The organism is Streptomyces sp. NPDC054863 (assembly GCF_053610825.1).
The window spans coordinates 1-17,611 of record NZ_JBSGZD010000161.1 but is presented as its reverse complement, the minus strand read 5'-3'; the positions used below and the strand labels follow the sequence as shown (position 1 = coordinate 17,611).

Sequence of the window (17,611 nt, the reverse complement as noted above, 5' to 3'; positions counted from 1 at the left end):
GCCGTACGGGACTTCGTACGGCAGCGGCCCCTTCCCTGTCTCAGACCCGCACCCACCCGCGCAGCGCACCCGCCCCCAGCAGGCCGTCCAGCACCTCCGCCAGGTCCTGTGCGCTGTCCGCCCCGGTGACGGAGAGGGTGGCGCGCAGGTCCTGGCAGTGCCGCAGTTCCGCCGTCCAGCCCGCCGGGAGCTGGACGATCAGACGGACCGCCGCGGTCTCCGGGGCGGCCCCCGCCGGTGCCTGGTCGGTGGCCTCGATCCGTACCTCGTACGGGCGGCGGGCGGCGGGGGTGGTGCTCATGGGATTGCTCCTGCGCAGGGGTGGCGGCGGGTGGATCAGCGGGCGGACGCGAGGGCCGGCACGGCCGCCGGGTCCAGGAACGGCAGGGCGGGCCCGCCCGCCCCGCCCAGTGCGGCCAGCACCGCCAGGACGCCCGCCGAGCCCGTCGCCAGGTCGGAGGAGAGCCGCAGCGCGTGCTCGCCGAGGAAGGCGAGCCGCCCGTCGTGCGGGACCGCGTGCCAGCCGATCCCGGCGAGCTGGGCGCGCAGGGTGTCGCGGGCCGACCCGCTGTCGTCGTACGCGTGCAGCAGGGCCGCCATGGCGCCCGCGCGGCCGGTGAACAGGCCGATGCCGGGGTGGTAGTCGGTCGCCAGGTCGGCGCGCATCGCGTCGTACACCGCGGCCAGTTCCGGGTCCCGGCGGTACGTCAGCAGCTCGTGCAGGGCGATGATCTGGCCCGCGCTGCCGCACGCGACGTGCGGTCCGCGCCACGGGGCCTGCTCCAGGACCTCGGGGCCGCCGGGCAGCCGGCCGGACTCCACGAGGTCGTGACGGAGCATCTCGGCCGCGGCGTCCACCAGCGAGTCGGTGTGGGAGTCGGCCGCCGCGTGCATGCGCAGCAGGAAGAGCGCCTGGCCCGCGCCGCCGTAGAGCAGGCCGGGCAGGTGGCGCTTGTCCTTGCGTTCGGCGGGCTCGGCGCCGCTGGGCACGTCGGCCGCGCCGAGCTGGATGCGCTGGGCGAGGGACCCGGCCAGGACGCCCGCCTCGGCGGTGCGGCCCAGCGCCAGGAGGGCCAGGCCGAGGCCCGCCGTACCGGAGTTGAGGCTGTCGCCCGCCTCGTCGCGGGGCAGGGCGACGGCCCGGTCGATGAGCTCGGCGGCCTCGTCGGTGCGGCCCAGCGCGTGCAGGACGCAGGCGATGCCGGACAGGCCGTCGTACAGGCCGGGGCGCGGCTGGTCGACCGTACGGGCGGCCGAGACGAGCCAGTCGACGTGTGCGGACGGGACCTCTGCGCCCGCGCGGTGCAGTGCCCACAGGACGCCCGCCGCGCCGTGGGCGACGGACAGGCCGCCGCCCGGGTGGGAGAACTGCTCGATGTCGCCCGGGTAGAGGCGGTCCTCGCGCTCGGGGGTCGCGGTGGCGAGGATGCCTTCGGCGACGCGGGTGGCGAGCGAGGCCAGCTCGTCGTGGTCGGCGAGGGAGTCGTCGGCGGGGACGGACGGCTTGGGCCAGGTGCGCCGCGCCGGTTCCGCGTCGCTCAGGCCGAGTTCGTCGCGGACCCGCGATGCGAAGTCGGCCGGGACCGGGAAGCGCTCCTGGACCAGCTCGATCAGGTGCTCCGCCTTGGACGGGTCCCACGGCATGAGGGTGGTGAGGGGCAGGAAGACGCTGAGCCGCAGGCAGCCCAGCGCGTAGCGGTCGACGGCGGTGCCGGTGGTGCCGGCCGGGGCGCAGTAGCCGGGGGCGCCCATCGCCTGGCCGCTGTGGCCGTCGACGGGGCGGGTGGTCTCCAGGTCGATGAAGGCGACGGTGCCGTCGGGGCGGATCAGGACGTTGTTGGGGTGCAGGTCGCCGAAGACGAGGCCGCGCTCGTGCATGGTGGCGACGGCGGCCTCGATGCGGTCGAGGACGTCGAGCGCCCAGGCGGTGTACGCGGCGGCGTCGAGGGTCTCGGACTGGTCGGTCGCCGAGTGCACGACCGGGTTGAGGCGGACCATCTCGCCGCCGAGCTGCTTGCCGTCGACGTACTCGCGGGTGAGGAACCAGTGCTGGCTGCCCTTGCGGTAGTCGAGGACCTTCGGGAAGGCGGCGAGCCCTTCGAGGGCGATCATCGCGTCGTGTTCGCGCTGGAGGCGGGTGACGGCGTCGTCGCCGGACTGGTCGAGTCCGGCGTGCGGGCGGCCCTCCTTGACCAGGACCTCGGCCTGGTCGCGGGTGTCGACGGCGCGGTAGACGCCGCCGCCGTTGGAGAAGTGCAGCGCCTGGGTGATCTTGAAGGGGAAGGCGCCGAGGCCGCCGCCGCTGTTGCGCTCGGCGAGCGCTTCGGCGACGACGGGCGGCAGCTCCACCCAGGCCGGCGGCTTGAAGGAGGGGCCGCGGACGTCCGGGACCAGGCGGCCTTCGGGGTCCTCGATGCAGTGCACCGTCTCGCCGCTGGGCTGGCGCGACAGGCGGGCCGCGAAACCTCCGTAACGGACGTAGAGCGGGCCCTCCTTCCAGCGCAGGTCGCTGAGGATGTACGGGCCCTCGCGGCCTTCGAGCAGGGCGCCCAGCTCGCGCAGGACGACGGCGAGGTGCTCGTCGTCGCGGGGGTACATGGTGATGAACTTGCCGCTGCTGCCCCGGTCGCCGTACTTGCTGTTGCGCAGCATCAGCATCGTCGGGCTGGTGAGGAACTTGAACATCATCGGGTGCGCGAAGCAGTAGTCGCGGACGATGTCGAGGACCTCGTCGGCCGAGTCGAGCGTCGCCGAGACGTGCACCTTCCAGCCCTGGAGCGGGATCTCGGGCTCCGGCGGCCCGATGCAGGTCCACTCGCCGAGGGCGGTGCGGGTCCATCCGGCGGGCAGCTCGGCGCCTGCGAGGGGGTAGTCCTCGCCGGAGGCCGGGCCCGAGGTGGGCTTGTCGAAGTAGACGGTTCCGGGCGGGCAGTAGGCGATGTGTCGCAGGCTCATGACGGTCTCTCAGACTCTCCAGTGACGGGTGGATGTGCGTGAAGTCGTGTGTGCGGGAAGCTAGTTCGACAGCAGCGGGCTCAGGTAGGTGACCGCGAGCCACTTCCACAGCGGGTGGGTGCCTGCCTTCACCTCGGCGACTCCGGAACGCTCGGCGGGTACGGCGTCCAGGGCGAGCGGGTAGGCGCGCACCGGCAGCAGGTCGGAGCCGCCGGAGACCGGGATCAGCGCGGACAGCGGCGCGTTCCGCGCGGTGGACCGCGACGAGGTGAGGTGGCCTGTGCCGACCGGCGGGCGGGAAAGCAGCCCGTTGCGGCGCAGTTGGACGTCGGCGCCCTCGGCGATCAGTGAGGTGCTGGTGCCCTCGGGGACGACGACGTGGGCGCTCTTCCCGTCGGCGCCGACCGTGTATCCGGCGGCGAAGCTCGCGGGCAGCTTGACCGCGGTGGCGGCGAACCCGAGGAGAGCTGCGACCAGCACGCAGACGGCGACGATGCGGGTGTACGAGGCGCCGGCCAGGCGGGCGCTGGTGCACAGCTTCCAGAAGCCCTTGGCGAGGCGCCACACCAGGTAGCCGACGCCGGTCAGGAAGAGCACGGAGCCGGTGACGCCGAGCCGTTGGAGCATCCCGGACCACAGGGTGAGCGCGGTGGCGACCAGGTAGAGCGGGAAGAGCAGGCAGGCGAAGCCGTACGGCACGGACCACGGCTTGTGGCTCAGCTCGCGGACGTACGTACCGCCGAAGAGGACCCGGGACATGGCGCACAGCGCGTCGGTCATGGCCTTCTCCCGCAGGTGGGAGATGTCGAGGTGGCTCATCAGCGCGATGTAGCCGTCCAGCTTGACCAGCGGCAGGAGGTTGATGAAGCAGGTCAGGTAGATGGCGAGGGCCATCACCAGGAGCGGGCCGCGCAGGGCGCTGCCCTGGCCGACGAGGACCGCGGCGATTCCGGCGCCCCCCGCGGCGACGGCCTGCACGAAGATCCCGGCGAGTGCGATCTGTACGCGCTGCTGCGGCTTGCCGAGCCGCCAGCCGTCGGAGACGTCGCAGAAGAAGGCGGGCGACATGTAGAAGAGCATGAAGCCCATGCGGGTGGGCCGGCCGCCGTGGTGGGTGAGGACCGCGCCGTGGGCGAACTCGTGGACGGCGGTGGTGCCGAGGATGCCGAGGACGACCGCGAGGTAGGCGTACGGGTCCATGGGCCGGGAGACGGCGGCCGTCAGGTCCGGCGAGCAGATCGCCAGGGCCAGCAGACCGCCCAGCGCGATCACGGTGGCGGCGACGGAGACCGCCTTGTGCGAGAGCAGCCGGGTCAGCGGCTGCATCCGCAGCAGGATCTTGTCCGGCTTCAGGACCGTGAACTGGATGGTCAGCGGCGGTACGAGCTTCACCCGCCGGGTCTTGCGGGGCGGCGTCCCGTCGTCGAGGAGCTTCTTGTCGGCCAGCGAGCGGACCGCGTGGTCGACGTCGCCCGGCGTCCAGGGGGCGCCGAGTTCGTCGGCGATGCCCTGGTGGTCGCGGGTGCCGTCGAGGGCCTGGAGCAGCTTCGCGAGGTCGGGGCCGACCCGGAAGTGCTGGCTCTCGCCGCGCTGGACGACCCAGGGCAGGTCGGGCTCGGCGGGCGGGTGGACGGAGACGTGACCGGCCGTACGGGGGTGCTCCAGGTCAGGAGTGGGGGTCGCGGGCGGCTTGGTAAGGGTGAGTGCGGGCATGGGAGCACCTCGGGGCCGGGTGGACGGGAGTGGGTCCGGACGGGAGTACGCCCGGACGGGAGTGGGGTCAGACGATGTCGCGGGTACGGACCAGGCGGTGCGCCGCGTAGTAGGCGGCGGCCAGCCAGGCGGCGATGACGGCGAAGGCGAGCGGCACGGACAGCAGGTCCGGCTTCACGTCGCGGTAGACGGAGCTCATCGCGATGGTCAGGAGGTACTTGGCGAATTCCGGGGCGAGCGCCTGGATGCCGGTGTCGACGACCAGGGTCAGGGTGATGATCAGCGCGACGGACGCGACCTGGTGGCGGACGATCCAGCCGAGCAGGGCGCCCCAGGGGGCGGCCAGTACCGAGCAGGCGAGGCAGCCGAGCAGGATCAGCCAGGTCTCGCCGGTGAAGGCGGGGGCGTCGCCGTACGCGGTTCCGGCGGCGGCGCAGCTCAGCGCGCCGAGCGCGAGGGCGAGCAGCCCGAAGGCGGTACCGGCGAGGGTGGCGACGGCGGTCTTGGCGGCGAGCAGCCGGCCGCGGGATCCGGCGAGGAGGACGGAGCGGCCGACGGTGCCGCTGCCGTACTCGCGGGACACGAGGATCGCGCCGAACAGGGAGGAGAAGAGGAACATCATCATCCAGGCGCGGGCGATGTTGTTGGTGACCTCCGCCGCGGACCCTCCGGCCACGATGGCCTTGTGCCCCTCGGAGGCGAATCCGAAGGTGGACAGGAGGCAGAGGAAGGTGCCGGCCAGCGGCAGGATCCACCACTGGCGGCCGGTGAGGGCCTTGCGGACCTCGCCGCGGACGACGTTACGGAAGTCAGACATGGGCGGGGGTCCTTGTCGAGCCGCTGTGATCGGTGCTGTTCTCGACCAGCTCGAAGAACCGGTCCTCCAGGCGGTGTGCGCCGTTGTCGGTGAGGTCGGCGAGGGTGCCGCTGTAGCGCAGCGAGCGCTGTACGACCACCACGTCGTCGACGGTCTGCTCGACCTCGGCGAGCTGGTGGCTGGAGACGAGGACGGTGCGGCCCTCGGCGGCCAGGGCGCGCAGGGTGTCGCGCAGCCGGCGGATGCCGTCGGGGTCGAGGCCGTTGGCGGGCTCGTCGAGGATGAGGACCTCGGGGTCGGCGAGGAGCGCGGTCGCCAGGGCGAGCCGCTGCTTCATGCCGGTGGAGCAGCCCGCGACGGGCCTGGCCTCGGCGCCGTCGAGCCCGGTGAGGCCGACGACCTCCTCGACGCGGCGCCTGGGGAGGCCCAAGTAGCCGACCCAGGTGAGGAGTTCACCGCGAACGGTGGCTCCGGTGACCGGGCCGAGCGCGTCCATGGCGACACCGACGCGGTGCGCCGCGCGGGGAAGGTCGCCGTAGGAGTGGCCGAGGAGGGTGGCGCTGCCGGCGGTGGGGCGGGCCAGGCCGAGCAGCATGCGCAGGGTGGTGGTCTTGCCCGCGCCGTTGCGGCCCAGCAGGCCGGTGACGCGGCCCGCGCGGATGTCGACGCTGAGGTCGTCCACCGCGGTGAAGTTCTTGAATTTCTTGCTGAGTCGTTCCAGGCGGATCGCCGGGGTGGTGCTCATCACGGCTCCTTGTGGAGTGGGGGCCCGGGGCCGGGGCCCGGCCGGAGGGTGCGCGTTCGGCGCTGACGGATCGCACTGTCTGCCGCCGCAGTACGTGCGCGGTGTCGCGCCTCGCGGATGCTCCGGCCGGGGGCCCTGGCTCACGCGGTGCCAATGTGGTGCGGTGTTCGACCGGACTGGTTCTCGACCGGGCCGGATGCGACCGGACCGGGTCTCGACCGGGCCGGTTCTCGACCGGCCTAGGTGATGATGATTCCGGCGGAGACGATCGCCGAGACGCTCGCTCCGGCGGAGATGCCGCCGATGGTGCCCCAGCCCGGCGCTTCGAGGGTCTCCAGCTCCTGGAGCCCCAGCTCCAGGTCCTGGCCGTTGTCGGCCGCGGGGATCGCGGCGGTCTCGATCTTCTTCTCGCTCATTGCGGTGTACTCCCTTTACGTGAAGGTGGGTCGGGGGAATGCGGATCAGGTGGCGACGATCGCGGCGGACGCGATGGCCGCGCCGCTGACGGCCGTACCGGCCGAGAAACCGGTCCAGAAACCCGGGGCCTCAAGGGCCTCCAGCTCCTGCAGACCGAGCTCCAGGGAAGCGGTGGGGTCGGCGTGGGCCTGCACGGCCTCGTTCTTCTTCGACTGCTCGCTCATGACGAACTCCTCAGGTGATGACGGCGGTTGCCGAGACGGCGGCCGAGACGCTGGCCGCGGCGGAGAAGCCGGTCCAGAAGCCCGGGGCCTCAAGGGCTTCGAGCTCCTGGAGGCCGAGCTCCAGGGCGGCGGTCGGCTCGGTGTTGAGCTGCGCCGCCTCGTTCTTGTTCTGCTGCTCGCTCATCGCGAACTCCTTTGCAGGGAAAGGGACTTGAGGATGTGGGTGTCGATTACGTGATGATGGTGGCCGAGACGACCGCGGCGGAGGCGGCGGACGCGACGCCGGCCGAGAAGCCGCCGATGGTCGCCCAGCCCGGCGCCTCCAGCGTCTCCAGCTCCTGAAGCCCCAGCTCCAGGTCCTGCTCGGGGGCGGCAGCGGTCTCGACGGCGTTGTTCTTCAGCTCGGACATGTCAGATCTCCTGTGAAAGTGAAGGGGGTGGTACGCGTACGGGGAAGGGCGGAACTCAGGTGGCGATGGCGGCGGACGCGATGGCCGCACCACTGATCGCCGTACCGGCCGAGAAACCGGTCCAGAAACCCGGCGCCTCAAGCGCCTCCAGCTCCTGCAGACCGAGCTCCAGGGAAGCGGTGGGGTCGGCATGGGCCTGTACGGCCTCGTTCTTCTTCGACTGCTCGCTCATGACGAACTCCTTTGAGATGAAGGGAAGTTGGGGCGGTGGTGCCGATTACGTGATGATGGTGGCCGAGACGACCGCGGCGGAGGCGGCGGACGCGACGCCGGCCGAGAAGCCGCCGATGGTCGCCCAGCCCGGCGCCTCCAGCGTCTCCAGCTCCTGAAGCCCCAGCTCCAGGTCCTGCTCGGGGGCGGCAGCGGTCTCGACGGCGTTGTTCTTCAGCTCGGACATGTCAGATCTCCTGTGATGTGTGATGTGTGATGTGTGGCGTACGTGTACGGGGTGACGGTTCGGATCAGGTCGCGATCGCGGCGGACGCGATGGCCGCACCGCTGATCGCCGTACCGGCCGAGAAACCGGTCCAGAAACCCGGCGCCTCAAGCGCCTCCAGCTCCTGCAGACCCAGTTCGAGCGAGGCCGTCGGCTCGGCGTTGACCTGCGAGGTCTCGTTCTTCTTCTGCTGCTCGCCCATGGCGGACTCCTTCGTGAGGAAAGGTGGTTGGGGGTTCCCCGCGCCGCTCGGGCGGCGCGGAAGTCAGTGGTGGCGCCGGATGGCGCTGCCCGCGAGGGCGGGTTCGCGGCGGTCGGCGCCGCAGGCTTCGTACAGCAGTCGCCGTACGTCGTCGGTGAGCAGGCCGCCCAGCATCGGCAGCCCCGCCCCCCACGCCCTGGTGGTGCGGCGGGCGACGACCGCGAGGCGGTCGGGGCCGGCGGTGACGGTGCGGCCGATGCCCCAGTCGTCGATCAGTACGGCGATGCCGTGCGCCGGATCCTCGGGGAGGGCGGCGGGGACCGCCTCCCGGATGCGGGCCCAGACCCGGTGGAGCCGGGCGGCGGAGCCGTACCGTTCGTCGCCGTCCAGGACCGCCCGCCACAGCGGCGGGAGGAGGGCGGCGACCGCGGTCATCTTGCGGACGTTCAGCGCGGTGGACAGCTCGTTGGCGATGATCCAGCCCTCCGTGGTGAAGGGCGAGCGGCCCAGCCTCATCCACGTGGAGTGCGTCAGTCCGCTGAGCCGGGCGATGTCCAGCCGCAGTGCGGGGCCGGCCCGACGGCCCGCTCTGCGCAGCTCCCCGAACCGGTCTCCCAGTACGGCGAGTTGGGCGGCTGCCGCCTCGCAGAAGGCGTCCTCGACGGGTAGTTCCTTGTGGTCCCCGACGTAGGGGGTGACCGTGCGGAACAGCGCTTCCAGGATTCCTTCGGCGAGCAGCTCGCCCGGCAGGGTCTCGGTCGCCGACGCGTCGAGCAGTGCGGCGTCCGGGGTCAGTGCCTCGGCCGACACGAGCCGCTTGCCCTGCTGGTGCGGCATGCAGGCCACCCGGCTGAGTTCCGAGCCGGGGCCGACGGTGGTCGGCACGGCAAGGAGGGGTCTTCTGCGCCGGACTCCGGGCCCGAGGGCGAGCAGTCCGCAGCGCGAGCGGCTGCGCAGGGCGGTGGCGGCCTCTTCGCTGTCCCCGGCGACGACCGCCAGTTTGGCGCGGTCGACGCAGGTCCCGCCGCCGACGGCGACGAAGAGCTCGGTGCGGGCGGTGCGGGCGGTGAGGTCGAGGATCTCGTCCGCGTCGCCGGGACCTTCGGGGACGAGGCGGCGGACGGTGTGTCCGGCCCGGTCCAGTGCGGTCTCGACGAGTGCGGTGACGGCCGAGTCGGTGAGTGCGGGGTCGACGAGGAGGGTGGTGCCGCCGAGCGGTGCGTACGACAGCCAGTCGGCGAGCCCTTCGGGGCCGAGCAGCAGTCGGGTCCGCCCCGACCAGGGCAGGTTCACGCCCGTACCCCCGCGGCTGCCGCGGCGTGCGCTTCCACACCGGCGATTACACACTCCACCAGCTCGTCCAGCTCGGCGTCCGTGCAGGTCAGCGGCGGGAGCAGCTGCACTCCGTGAACCCCCGGGTGGACGATGGCGCCCGCCTGGCGGATCGCGGCGACCAGCGGCATGACCTCGCTCTGCGGGAGCGGCCGTCCGTCCGGGGCGGTGACCCGCACCGAGCGGAACAGTCCGATTCCGGTGGCGTCGCCGATCAGCGGATGCGTGGCGACGAGGCGGTTCAGGGCGGCGTCGAGCCGGTCGGCCTGCCGCTGCCCCCTGGCGACGGCGTCCAGTCTGCGCATCTCGTCGATGGTGGCGAGGATGGCGGCGCAGGTGGCGGGGGTGCCGGCCTGGGTCTCGCCGTGCGTGAGCATGGCGTCGTGCGTCTCGAAGGTGTCGGCGACGAGGCGGGAGACGATGATCGCGGAGGCGGCGCAGGTGCCGTTGGTGAGGCCCTTGGAGGTGACCAGGAGGTCGGGGCGGGCGCTCCAGCGCTGCGAGGCGAACATGGTGCCGGTGCGGCCGAAGCCGGTGGCGACCTCGTCGGCGACCAGCAGGAATCCGTACTCGTCGCGGAGTCTGAGCAGCTCGTCGACGTAACCCGCTTCCAGCGGTACGGCGCCGCTGCCGAGCACCGGCTCGACGACGACTGCGGCGATCTGTGACCCGGAGTGCTCCATCAACTCCCGTATACCGGCAGGGTCGTTGGGATGGACGTGCCGGACGAAGCGCCCGTCCACCCCGTACATCCGCTGCCCGAGATTCTCGCCGGTGAGGGCGAAGGAGCCGTACGTCAGTCCGTGGTAGCTGCCGCGCAGGCCGACGACGATCTTGCGGTCGTGGTCGTCGCGCAGGGCGTGGTAGTGCCGGGCCGTCTTCATGACGACGTCGTTGGCGGAGCCGCCGGAGGTGGAGAACAGGACCCGGCCGTAGTGGTCGGAGCCCGCGAGGTCGACGAGTGCCTGGGCGGCGCGCCGGGCGTAGTCGTGCTCGAATCGGAAGATCGAGAGGTACGAGGCGGCGCGCAGGGCGGCGGAGACGGCGTCGGCGATCGCGGTGTTGCCGTGACCGAGGTTGGCGTTCCACAACCCGCTGTCGCCGTCGAGGAGTTCGCGTCCGTCGGAGAAGGTGATGCGCATGCCGTGGGCGGAGGTGGCGCAGAGTTCGTCGCGGCCGTGCTGGGACGGGGGGACCAGGGAGGTCCAGAGGGCCTGGTAGGTCATGCCGGGATCCCCGCTTCGGCCTCGATGAGTACGTCGTGGTGCCGGCCGCCGCCACCGTCGATCGGGGTGACGGAGCGGATGGCGTATCCGGCCGCTTCGAGCTCGGCGACGAGCTGGTGCTGCGGGAGGACGCCGATGGTGGTGGTGCAGACGGTGACCGGACTGCCGTCGTCGGGGACGTCGCCGGGGATCACCGTGACGGTGCGGGAGCTCTCGCCGACGGTCCACTGTTCGAACATGCGGTACGTGCGCCCGCTGTGGCCGGTGACGAGGATCTCGGACTCGTCCGAGCCGTCGTCGGCGGCGTCGACGTCGACGGTGGTGAGGAAGAACCGCCCGCCGGGGGCGAGGTGTTCGCGGACACAGCGGTAGAGGCCGGGCCGGTCCTCGGCGGGGAGGAGCGAGATCGTGGTCGTTCCGAGCAGCACCACCCCGAAACCGTGCTCGCGTCCCTCGATGCGGAAGTCGCTCATGTCGGCCTCGACGGAGTGGGCGCGCTCCAGGACGTCGGCCGGGGCGCGGCCGAGCCGACGGCGGAGCAGGCCGAGCATGTCGGGGGAGAGTTCGAGGGCGGTGACGTCGCGCCCTGCGGCCAGGAGCGGGAAGGTGAGCCGCCCGGACCCGGCCGCCAGATCGAGCACGGGGCCCTCGAACTCCCTTACCGCGTCGAGGATTTCACGAATCTCATGAGTCGTGGTCCCGGCGATGTCGTGGTAGACGGGGGTGCCGTCGGCGTCGTACAGGTCGCAGATTCTGGCGCGCTCGCCGAGGGCTTCGATCTCGACGCCGGCACGGCCGGTGACGGGGGTGCCCGCGCGGGCGGGGCTGAGGAGGGTACTCATCGGGCGGTCGTCTCCTTGGTGCGGTCGTCGGCGAGGTTGCCGGTGCGGCCTGGGGTGAGGTTGCCGGTGCGGCCTGGCATGTGGTTGCCGGCACGGCCTGGGGTGAGGTTGCCGGTGCGGCCTGGCATGTGGTTGCCGGCGCGGCCTGGGGTGAGGGGCAGGCCGATGCCTGCGAAGTAGGTGTCGACCGCGTGGACGGTCTGCGGGTCGGCGTACCGGGACGCGGCGTCGCGGTCACCGGTGACGAGCAGGGCCTCGGCGGCGCGGGCGGCGTCGGCGGAGAGGGCGATCTCGCGGGCGGTGCGGGGGTCGTGGACGGCGGCTCTGCCGTCCTCTCCCCAGAGGAGGAGGGGAGCGTCAACAGCCTCCGTCGTCTCCGGGAGACCGGCTCCCATCCGCCCGCCGAAGCCGGACACGCGGGGGCGGGAGACACCCCGGGCACGCGCGGCCCGTACTGCGCCGACGGCGGCCAAGTAGCGTGCGAGCAGAGGCCGTTGACTGATCTCGCTCCGCACCGTACGGGTTTCCCGCCAGGCGGCGGCCAGCTCTTCGGGGGTCGAGCGGAGATCGCCGAGGGCGGGTCCGCCGGGGGTGTGCGAGACGCTGCCGTCGACGGCGACGTGGAGCCGGAGCCCGGGACCGTCGCCCTCGGATGGTGCGCCGAGGTCGGCGAGGTCGGCGAGCTGGACGGCGGGGTGGGTCAGGAAGTCTGCGAACTTGCCTTCACTCAGGGCGAGTTCGGCGTCGGCGAGGTAGGCGTCGAGGTCGGCGTCGTCGGTGAGGCGGACGAGGGTGGGCCCGAGGAGGACGGTCCGGGCGGCTGCCCGGTACCCGTCGACCCGGAGGTAGAAGTCGGGATGGAGACCGACGTCCTCGCCCGGGGTGTCGAGCTTTCCTTCGTACGAGAGGACGGTGATGCCGTGGTGGTCGGCGATCTCGCCCGGCTCTTCGCCGGGGACGAGGACGGTGGTGCCTTCGTCGAGGAGGGGGGAGCGGAGGAGGTCGGGGAGGAGGGATCGTGCGGCAAGGACGACGACGGCCGGGGCGTGTCCCCGCTCGGGGGAGCAGGGGCGGCCGGTTCCCCATTCCATGGCGTAGAGCCGGATGTCGGGGAGCGGGGACGTGGATGTGGACATGGGGGACCTCCTCGGGGCGTGGGGATGGGGATGGGGATGGGGCGGTTGAGCGGAGGGGGGGGGAACACCGGGCCGGATCCATTCAGCCCGTCCGGCGTTTGAGGACGCGCGGCGCAGCCGTGCACGGGGCGCAGCCCCGGACATCAGCCCTCACCGGCGCGAGCCGTGAACCGTCTTTGCCCCGCGGACAGCGGTTGAGGTGAAGGGGCGGGGAGGGGCCGTCCCGCGAAGCGGCCCACCGGCCCGCACGGTCCCGGGGCGGAGCAAGCGCAAGCCGGAGCGAGGGGCGGGGCTTCGCGTGGGGGCCGCCCCCTTGCCCACCCGTCCCGCCCCCGGGGGGCGGCCCCGCTGCCCAAGGGGGCTGACGGTCGGGGGCGGAGGGGCGGGCGCGCCGCCCAGTAAGGCTGGGGGTCGGGTGTGGAAGGGGCGGACCCGCCGCCCAATAGGGCTGGGGGGCAGGTGTGAAGGGGCGGCCCCGCCGCCCAAGGCGGCTAGGGGCGGGGCCCAAGCCGTCCGTCAGGACCTGTCGAGAAGCTGGAGGAGCCGCTTCAGCTCATGAGAAGCCGCCGAAGGCCCTTCCGAAGAAGCCACGCCCGTGACGTTGAGGACGATCTCGTCGACCCCGGCCACCCGATAGGCATCCAGCTTTTCGAGGACCTCGTCCGCCGTCCCGTAGACGAACGCATCCCCCTTCACCAGCGCCAGCGCCTGCGACTCCGCGTCGGCGGCGGCGAACTCCCCGTCGGGCAGGGCGACTCCGCCCCGGCGCAGCATGTCCCGGTAGTGCGGCAGCGACAGGTGCGCACCGTTGGACGCGAGGGCCAGCTTCGCCGGGTCGCGGCCGTCCGCGGCCAGCGCGACCGGCACGATCGCGGCGACCCGCGGCACCGGCCGCCCCGCCTTCGCGGCACCCGCCGCCAGCGCGGGCACGATGAGTTCGGAGAGGTACCGGGCCGGAGTGAGCCAGGTGATGGCCACGTCCGCCAGTTCCCCGGCGACCTTCGCCATACCCGGCCGCAGCACCCCGAGCCCGATTTCCACCTGCGGCCCCGGCAGGGGTGCGAGGCGTCCGGCCTGGTGCCAGTACTCGCCCGCCACGACTTCCGGGGTGCCGGTCAGCGCCCCGCGCACGGCGGTCAGATACTCCCGTGCCGCCGTCAGCGGACTGCGGTACGGCTCCCCGCGCATCGCCCGCTGCATGTCCTTCGAACCAGGGCCGAACCCCGCCACCACCGACTCGCCGGTGATGAGGGAGAGCGACTTGGCCTGGAGGGCCGCCTCGTACGGGTGGCGCATCGGCATCAGCGTCACCCCGAGCCCCGTCGGGACCCGGAAGCCGGCACCCGCCGCGTGGGCGAAGCCCTGGTAGGGCTCGGTGGTCATGCCCTGCCCCTGCCAGAGCCGGCTCGCGCCGGTCCAGTGGACCAGCCCGGCGAAGGGGAGGAGCTGTTCCGGGCGACGGGGAACGAACGGAACAAGAAGGGAGTAGTCGGTCACGGCGGGGCTCCTACGGGGCTCCTACGGGGCGGGCGGTGGGGTTCGGTTCGGCAGCCGGCCGGACCCGCTACTTGACCGGCGGGGTGGGGAGCACCCAGTCGTTGACCGCGGGGGCACTCAGCGCCTGCTTGCCGGACGGCGAGGTGGGAAGCACCCAGTCGTTGACGGCGGGGGCGTTGACCACCCACTCGTTGACCACCGCGGCGGCCCGCACCGCACCGGAAACCACACCGGAAGCCGCACCGGAAACCGCACCCGCATCCGACCCCGTTCCGGATACCGAGACCCCGGATGAGACGGGGGCCGCGATCGTCACGCCCTGCCGCAGCTCGCCACTGCCCGCCTGCGCCGCCTGCGCCGAGCCCGTACCCGCCAGTGCGACGGCTGCTCCTGCGAGCAGTGCGACGACGGCCGAGCGGCGGGTTGCGGTGGAGCGGGCGTGGCGAACGGCGTTGATCCTGAAGGAGGTTGAGCGCTTCATGGTGGTCCCCCGATGTTCTGCGGTGTGCTTGGCGGTTGTTCTTGTGAGGACAACTCTGCCGCGCCGGTGCCCCTCGCGGCAGCGGAAATGCGTGCAGCTTCTTGCACCCCCCGCTGCCTCTTGCTGCATGACCCTGTCCACGTCCTTGCAGGTGGGCGCTGGCGCAGGGACGGAAGCCGGGGTACTTCTATGTCCAGGCCGGCAGCCGTACCGCTGTGGCAGTGAGTGATCCGGGGGAAGTCATGTCGCACCCAAGTCTGGAGTTCCTGGGGATACCGCCTGAGGACGAGGACGCCTACCGACTCCTGCTGCGCACCGGGAACGGCGCGGCCGAGAACGGTCGGTCCGAGAACGACGCGTCCGGGAACGGCGCGGCGGGGAACGGCGCGGCCGAGGAGCCCGGCCGCCGTCTCGTCGATCTGGGGCTGGCCACCACCACCCCGGACGGCGGCCTGCGGCCCGTGCCGCCCGCCAAGGTCGTGGAGCGGCTGGTGGAACGCCGCCTCGCACGCACCCAGGACGAGCTGGAGGACGAGGTGTCCCGTTCCGGCATCGTCGACTCGTTGCTCGGGGAGCGCGCCGCGACCCCGCAGGGCAGCACCCTCGCCGAACGCGGCGGGTCCTCCGTGCAGCGCCTGGAGAGCGTCGAGGAGATCAGGGCCGCGATCGACGAGCTGACCTTCTTCACCCGCAGCGAGAACCTCACCACCCAGCCGGGCGGGGTGCTCCGCCCGCAGAACATCGTCAACTCCAGGCCGAACGACATGCGCGTACTGCGCCGGGGCGTCGCCATGCGGACCCTGATGGGCGCGGCGGCCCTGGACGACCCGCCCACCCTGTCGTACCTGCGCGAACTGGTCGACAAGGGCGCCGAGGTACGGATCTCCCACCAGCCCCTCGAACGCATGATCATCTGCGACCGGGCCGCCGCCCTCACCCCCGTCGACCCGATGGACCCGGCCAGGGGCGCACTGCTCATCCGCGAATCCGGCCTGGTCTCCGCCCTGGTCTCGCTCTTCGAGCGGATGTGGAGCACGGCGCAGGAGCTGCCCGCGGCGACCGGCGGGGAGAGCGGGGAGAGCGGCCGGCCCACCGGCATGGAACTGAAGGTGCTGGAGTCCCTCTACTCCGCCGAGAAGGACGAGACCGGCGCCCGCGACCTGGGCATCTCGGTCCGTACGTACCGCAAGCACGTGGCCTCGCTGATGCACCGCCTGGAGGCGACGAACCGCTTCCAGGTGGCCCTGCTGGCCCGCGAACGGGGCTGGTTCTGACCCGCGGCACACGGAGCAGGCACGGAGCGCGCACGGAGCGCGCACGGACGGACCACCGACCGGACCCCCGGCCGGACCACGCACAAAGGCCGTCCCCCCTGCCCGGACGAGCAGGGGGGGACGGCCGGCTTCGACGTACTGCCACTCAACGCATACCGATGACCTCGTACCGCTTACCGCTTACCGCCTGCCCCGCTTCACCGCCGCGCCCACGAAGCCCGCGCACACGATGACCGCGACGCCGAGTGCGACGGTCACCGTGGTGCGCAGCGCACCGTCGAAGACCGTCAGCGCGACGCCCAGGGCGATGACCAGTGCCACCGCGACCAACGCGGGCCTGCTGACGTCCTGGCTGTTTCCGGCTGCGGACATGACGTACTCCCCGAATGAGACCTGCGTGCTGTGCCCAACCTGCTGACACGTACCTGACGTGCGGAAACTCCGCTCCCTCAGCCTCCCACCGGCGCCCGCGCCACCCCACCGCGCGGCCACGCAGCTTCCTGCACCCCGGCCCGCAGCATCCTGCACCTCACGCTTCACGGCACACCCCTCGCGCCGACCTGACACCCCGTACGCTTCCCGTACACCCGGTCGGCCGTCCAGCAGTCGCGGCCCGTGCCGGGGCCGATCAGGGTCGGGATGACCGCCCCCGGTCGTCCCCCGACCGACCCGTCCCGCGACCGACCCCGCGCCGGAGGTAGCCCCGTGTCCCCCGTGTCCGCCGGCACCGTCCCCGCCGACACCGTCGTCCCCGCCCAGACGGCCCGCAGGCCCTCCCCCGCGCCCGCCCGTGACGCCCTGCGCGCCGCGCTGCGCCGGGCCGCCCCCGCACTCGGGCTCTTCGCGGCGGCGCGGCTGACCGGGATGCTGCTGATGGCGGTGTGGGCGTGGCACATCGGCAAGTCCCCGCTGCACCTGCTCGGCCAGTCCTGGGACTCCCTCTGGTACACCCGGATCGCCGAGCACGGCTACGGCCACACCGTCACCTTCGCGGGCGGCGCCGTCGTCCAGAGCGACCTCGCCTTCTTCCCGCTCTACCCCGGGCTGATCCGCGCCGTGTCGGCGGTCCTGCCGGTCACCCCCGGCGGCGCGGGCCTGCTCATCTCCTGGACGGCCGCGCTGGCCGCCGCCTGGGGCGTCTTCGCCGTCACCGACCGGCTGTACGGGCGCCGCACCGCCACCCTGGCCGTCCTGCTCTGGGGCCTGCTCCCGCACTCGGTCGTGCTGTCCATGGCGTACACCGAGCCGGTGCTCGTCGCACTGTCCGCGTGGGCGCTGTACGCGGTCCTGACCCGCAGGTGGCTGCTGGCGGGCTCCCTCACCCTGCTCGCCGGGCTGTCCCGTCCCAACGCGGTCGCCCTGGTCGCCGCCGTCGTCCTCACCGCCGCGTACGAGCTCCTGCGCAAGCGGCAGCGCGGCTGGCGGGTGTGGGCGGGCGCGGCCCTCGCGCCGCTCGGCTGGGCCGCGTACGTCCTCCAGGTCGGGATCCGCACGGGCGATCCGCTCGGCGGCTACTTCGCGGTGCAGGCCGGCTGGTCGTCCCGCTTCGACTTCGGGATGGGCACGCTGCGCTTCGTCCGCCACCTGGTCAGCGCCCCGGAGAAGTTCGGCTTCCCGATCGCGCTGGTCATCGTGGGCGCTGCGGTGCTGCTGCTCGTACTCATGGCGTACGGGATGGAGCGCAGGCCGCCGCTGGTGCTCCTCGTGTACGCGGGCGTGCTCGTGCTCATCACGGTCGGCGGCGCCGGCTTCTTCGAGTCCAAGCCGCGCTTCCTGCTGCCCGCCTTCCCGCTGCTGCTCCCGCTCGCCTGCGCCATGGCGAAAGCCCGGCCGCGGGCGGCGGT

Annotated in this window: 21 protein-coding genes; 2 read left to right on the top strand and 19 right to left on the bottom strand. The window is 72.7% G+C overall.

The genetic code is table 11. From position 1 onward, the window contains the following. Positions 1 to 40 precede the first annotated feature (40 nt). From ACWGIG_RS24925 to ACWGIG_RS24840, 18 genes are all read right to left on the bottom strand, one after another. Complete coding sequence (locus ACWGIG_RS24925) at positions 41 to 301, bottom strand: hypothetical protein (protein WP_453323883.1); 261 nt, start codon at positions 299 to 301, stop codon at positions 41 to 43. 35 nt (positions 302 to 336) lie between these two features. After that, on the bottom strand, positions 337 to 2,955 hold the full coding sequence (lanKC, locus tag ACWGIG_RS24920; RefSeq protein WP_453323882.1) for a class III lanthionine synthetase LanKC: 2,619 nt from the start codon (positions 2,953 to 2,955) through the stop codon (positions 337 to 339). Between the two features lie 60 nt (positions 2,956 to 3,015). Next, entirely contained in the window at positions 3,016 to 4,668 is a 1,653-nt protein-coding gene (gene mpaP / locus ACWGIG_RS24915; RefSeq protein WP_453323881.1) for a daptide biosynthesis intramembrane metalloprotease, read from the bottom strand. Positions 4,669 to 4,735: 67 nt separating this feature from the next. Continuing rightward, a complete protein-coding gene (locus tag ACWGIG_RS24910) occupies positions 4,736 to 5,485 on the bottom strand; it encodes an ABC transporter permease (RefSeq protein WP_453323880.1) in 750 nt (249 codons plus the stop codon). Then, positions 5,478 to 6,230: an ABC transporter ATP-binding protein gene (locus ACWGIG_RS24905; protein WP_453323879.1), complete on the bottom strand. Its 753-nt coding sequence runs from the start codon at positions 6,228 to 6,230 to the stop codon at positions 5,478 to 5,480. The genes ACWGIG_RS24910 and ACWGIG_RS24905 overlap by 8 nt, the downstream gene beginning before the upstream one ends. 239 nt (positions 6,231 to 6,469) lie before the next feature. Next, the gene (locus ACWGIG_RS24900; protein WP_453323878.1) at positions 6,470 to 6,646 is read right to left on the bottom strand and encodes a daptide-type RiPP; all 177 of its coding nucleotides are present in this window, start codon (positions 6,644 to 6,646) and stop codon (positions 6,470 to 6,472) included. Positions 6,647 to 6,691: 45 nt separating this feature from the next. Then, on the bottom strand, positions 6,692 to 6,871 hold the full coding sequence (locus tag ACWGIG_RS24895) for a daptide-type RiPP (protein WP_453323877.1): 180 nt from the start codon (positions 6,869 to 6,871) through the stop codon (positions 6,692 to 6,694). A 10-nt stretch (positions 6,872 to 6,881) separates the two neighbouring features. Beyond that, entirely contained in the window at positions 6,882 to 7,055 is a 174-nt protein-coding gene (locus ACWGIG_RS24890) for a daptide-type RiPP (RefSeq protein ID WP_453323876.1), read from the bottom strand. Between the two features lie 46 nt (positions 7,056 to 7,101). Further along, on the bottom strand, positions 7,102 to 7,281 hold the full coding sequence (locus tag ACWGIG_RS24885) for a daptide-type RiPP (protein ID WP_266652342.1): 180 nt from the start codon (positions 7,279 to 7,281) through the stop codon (positions 7,102 to 7,104). A 55-nt stretch (positions 7,282 to 7,336) separates the two neighbouring features. Further along, on the bottom strand, positions 7,337 to 7,513 hold the full coding sequence (locus ACWGIG_RS24880) for a daptide-type RiPP (RefSeq protein ID WP_453323875.1): 177 nt from the start codon (positions 7,511 to 7,513) through the stop codon (positions 7,337 to 7,339). Between the two features lie 45 nt (positions 7,514 to 7,558). Further along, positions 7,559 to 7,738, bottom strand: coding sequence for a daptide-type RiPP (locus ACWGIG_RS24875; protein WP_266652342.1), 180 nt, complete (start codon positions 7,736 to 7,738; stop codon positions 7,559 to 7,561). Positions 7,739 to 7,802: 64 nt separating this feature from the next. Then, positions 7,803 to 7,979 carry a daptide-type RiPP gene (locus ACWGIG_RS24870; protein WP_453323874.1) on the bottom strand — a complete coding sequence of 59 codons (177 nt, stop codon included), beginning with the start codon at positions 7,977 to 7,979 and terminating at the stop codon, positions 7,803 to 7,805. Between the two features lie 63 nt (positions 7,980 to 8,042). After that, positions 8,043 to 9,272 (bottom strand): daptide-type RiPP biosynthesis dehydogenase, encoded by a 1,230-nt coding sequence (gene mpaC / locus ACWGIG_RS24865; RefSeq protein ID WP_453323873.1) that lies wholly within the window; start codon positions 9,270 to 9,272, stop codon positions 8,043 to 8,045. Then, positions 9,269 to 10,537: a daptide-type RiPP biosynthesis aminotransferase gene (mpaD, locus tag ACWGIG_RS24860; RefSeq protein ID WP_453323872.1), complete on the bottom strand. Its 1,269-nt coding sequence runs from the start codon at positions 10,535 to 10,537 to the stop codon at positions 9,269 to 9,271. Before mpaD ends, mpaC begins: the two co-directional genes overlap by 4 nt. Then, positions 10,534 to 11,379 carry a daptide-type RiPP biosynthesis methyltransferase gene (gene mpaM, locus ACWGIG_RS24855; RefSeq protein ID WP_453323871.1) on the bottom strand — a complete coding sequence of 282 codons (846 nt, stop codon included), beginning with the start codon at positions 11,377 to 11,379 and terminating at the stop codon, positions 10,534 to 10,536. The genes mpaD and mpaM overlap by 4 nt, the downstream gene beginning before the upstream one ends. Then, positions 11,376 to 12,515, bottom strand: a complete 1,140-nt coding sequence (gene mpaB, locus ACWGIG_RS24850) for a daptide biosynthesis RiPP recognition protein (protein ID WP_453323870.1) — start codon at positions 12,513 to 12,515, stop codon at positions 11,376 to 11,378. Before mpaB ends, mpaM begins: the two co-directional genes overlap by 4 nt. A gap of 516 nt (positions 12,516 to 13,031) precedes the next feature. Then, the gene (locus ACWGIG_RS24845) at positions 13,032 to 14,012 is read right to left on the bottom strand and encodes an LLM class flavin-dependent oxidoreductase (RefSeq protein ID WP_453323869.1); all 981 of its coding nucleotides are present in this window, start codon (positions 14,010 to 14,012) and stop codon (positions 13,032 to 13,034) included. A gap of 67 nt (positions 14,013 to 14,079) precedes the next feature. After that, on the bottom strand, positions 14,080 to 14,493 hold the full coding sequence (locus tag ACWGIG_RS24840; protein ID WP_453323868.1) for a hypothetical protein: 414 nt from the start codon (positions 14,491 to 14,493) through the stop codon (positions 14,080 to 14,082). A 242-nt stretch (positions 14,494 to 14,735) separates the two neighbouring features. Here ACWGIG_RS24840 and ACWGIG_RS24835 point away from each other — a divergent pair, with 242 nt between their 5' ends. Further along, positions 14,736 to 15,767: a LuxR C-terminal-related transcriptional regulator gene (locus tag ACWGIG_RS24835; RefSeq protein WP_453323867.1), complete on the top strand. Its 1,032-nt coding sequence runs from the start codon at positions 14,736 to 14,738 to the stop codon at positions 15,765 to 15,767. A gap of 180 nt (positions 15,768 to 15,947) precedes the next feature. Here the strand turns inward: ACWGIG_RS24835 and ACWGIG_RS24830 are convergent, their stop codons facing one another. Beyond that, positions 15,948 to 16,139 (bottom strand): hypothetical protein, encoded by a 192-nt coding sequence (locus ACWGIG_RS24830; protein ID WP_453323866.1) that lies wholly within the window; start codon positions 16,137 to 16,139, stop codon positions 15,948 to 15,950. A gap of 333 nt (positions 16,140 to 16,472) precedes the next feature. On the opposite strand from ACWGIG_RS24830, the gene ACWGIG_RS24825 reads away from it, so the two are divergent. Then, positions 16,473 to 17,611 (top strand): hypothetical protein (locus ACWGIG_RS24825; protein ID WP_453323865.1); only part of this gene is annotated, 1,139 nt, incomplete at its 3' end.

Excerpts from the sequence above, each read along its gene's own strand:
- ACWGIG_RS24925 (WP_453323883.1), bottom strand. The coding sequence starts at position 301 with ATGAGCACCACCCCCGCCGCCCGCCGCCCGTACGAGGTACGGATCGAG.
- lanKC (WP_453323882.1), bottom strand. The coding sequence starts at position 2,955 with ATGAGCCTGCGACACATCGCCTACTGCCCGCCCGGAACCGTCTACTTC.
- mpaP (WP_453323881.1), bottom strand. The coding sequence starts at position 4,668 with ATGCCCGCACTCACCCTTACCAAGCCGCCCGCGACCCCCACTCCTGAC.
- ACWGIG_RS24910 (WP_453323880.1), bottom strand. The coding sequence starts at position 5,485 with ATGTCTGACTTCCGTAACGTCGTCCGCGGCGAGGTCCGCAAGGCCCTC.
- ACWGIG_RS24905 (WP_453323879.1), bottom strand. The coding sequence starts at position 6,230 with ATGAGCACCACCCCGGCGATCCGCCTGGAACGACTCAGCAAGAAATTC.
- ACWGIG_RS24900 (WP_453323878.1), bottom strand. The coding sequence starts at position 6,646 with ATGAGCGAGAAGAAGATCGAGACCGCCGCGATCCCCGCGGCCGACAAC.
- ACWGIG_RS24895 (WP_453323877.1), bottom strand. The coding sequence starts at position 6,871 with ATGAGCGAGCAGTCGAAGAAGAACGAGGCCGTGCAGGCCCACGCCGAC.
- ACWGIG_RS24890 (WP_453323876.1), bottom strand. The coding sequence starts at position 7,055 with ATGAGCGAGCAGCAGAACAAGAACGAGGCGGCGCAGCTCAACACCGAG.
- ACWGIG_RS24885 (WP_266652342.1), bottom strand. The coding sequence starts at position 7,281 with ATGTCCGAGCTGAAGAACAACGCCGTCGAGACCGCTGCCGCCCCCGAG.
- ACWGIG_RS24880 (WP_453323875.1), bottom strand. The coding sequence starts at position 7,513 with ATGAGCGAGCAGTCGAAGAAGAACGAGGCCGTACAGGCCCATGCCGAC.
- ACWGIG_RS24875 (WP_266652342.1), bottom strand. The coding sequence starts at position 7,738 with ATGTCCGAGCTGAAGAACAACGCCGTCGAGACCGCTGCCGCCCCCGAG.
- ACWGIG_RS24870 (WP_453323874.1), bottom strand. The coding sequence starts at position 7,979 with ATGGGCGAGCAGCAGAAGAAGAACGAGACCTCGCAGGTCAACGCCGAG.
- mpaD (WP_453323872.1), bottom strand. The coding sequence starts at position 10,537 with ATGACCTACCAGGCCCTCTGGACCTCCCTGGTCCCCCCGTCCCAGCAC.
- mpaM (WP_453323871.1), bottom strand. The coding sequence starts at position 11,379 with ATGAGTACCCTCCTCAGCCCCGCCCGCGCGGGCACCCCCGTCACCGGC.
- mpaB (WP_453323870.1), bottom strand. The coding sequence starts at position 12,515 with ATGTCCACATCCACGTCCCCGCTCCCCGACATCCGGCTCTACGCCATG.
- ACWGIG_RS24840 (WP_453323868.1), bottom strand. The coding sequence starts at position 14,493 with ATGAAGCGCTCAACCTCCTTCAGGATCAACGCCGTTCGCCACGCCCGC.
- ACWGIG_RS24835 (WP_453323867.1), top strand. The coding sequence starts at position 14,736 with ATGTCGCACCCAAGTCTGGAGTTCCTGGGGATACCGCCTGAGGACGAG.
- ACWGIG_RS24830 (WP_453323866.1), bottom strand. The coding sequence starts at position 16,139 with ATGTCCGCAGCCGGAAACAGCCAGGACGTCAGCAGGCCCGCGTTGGTC.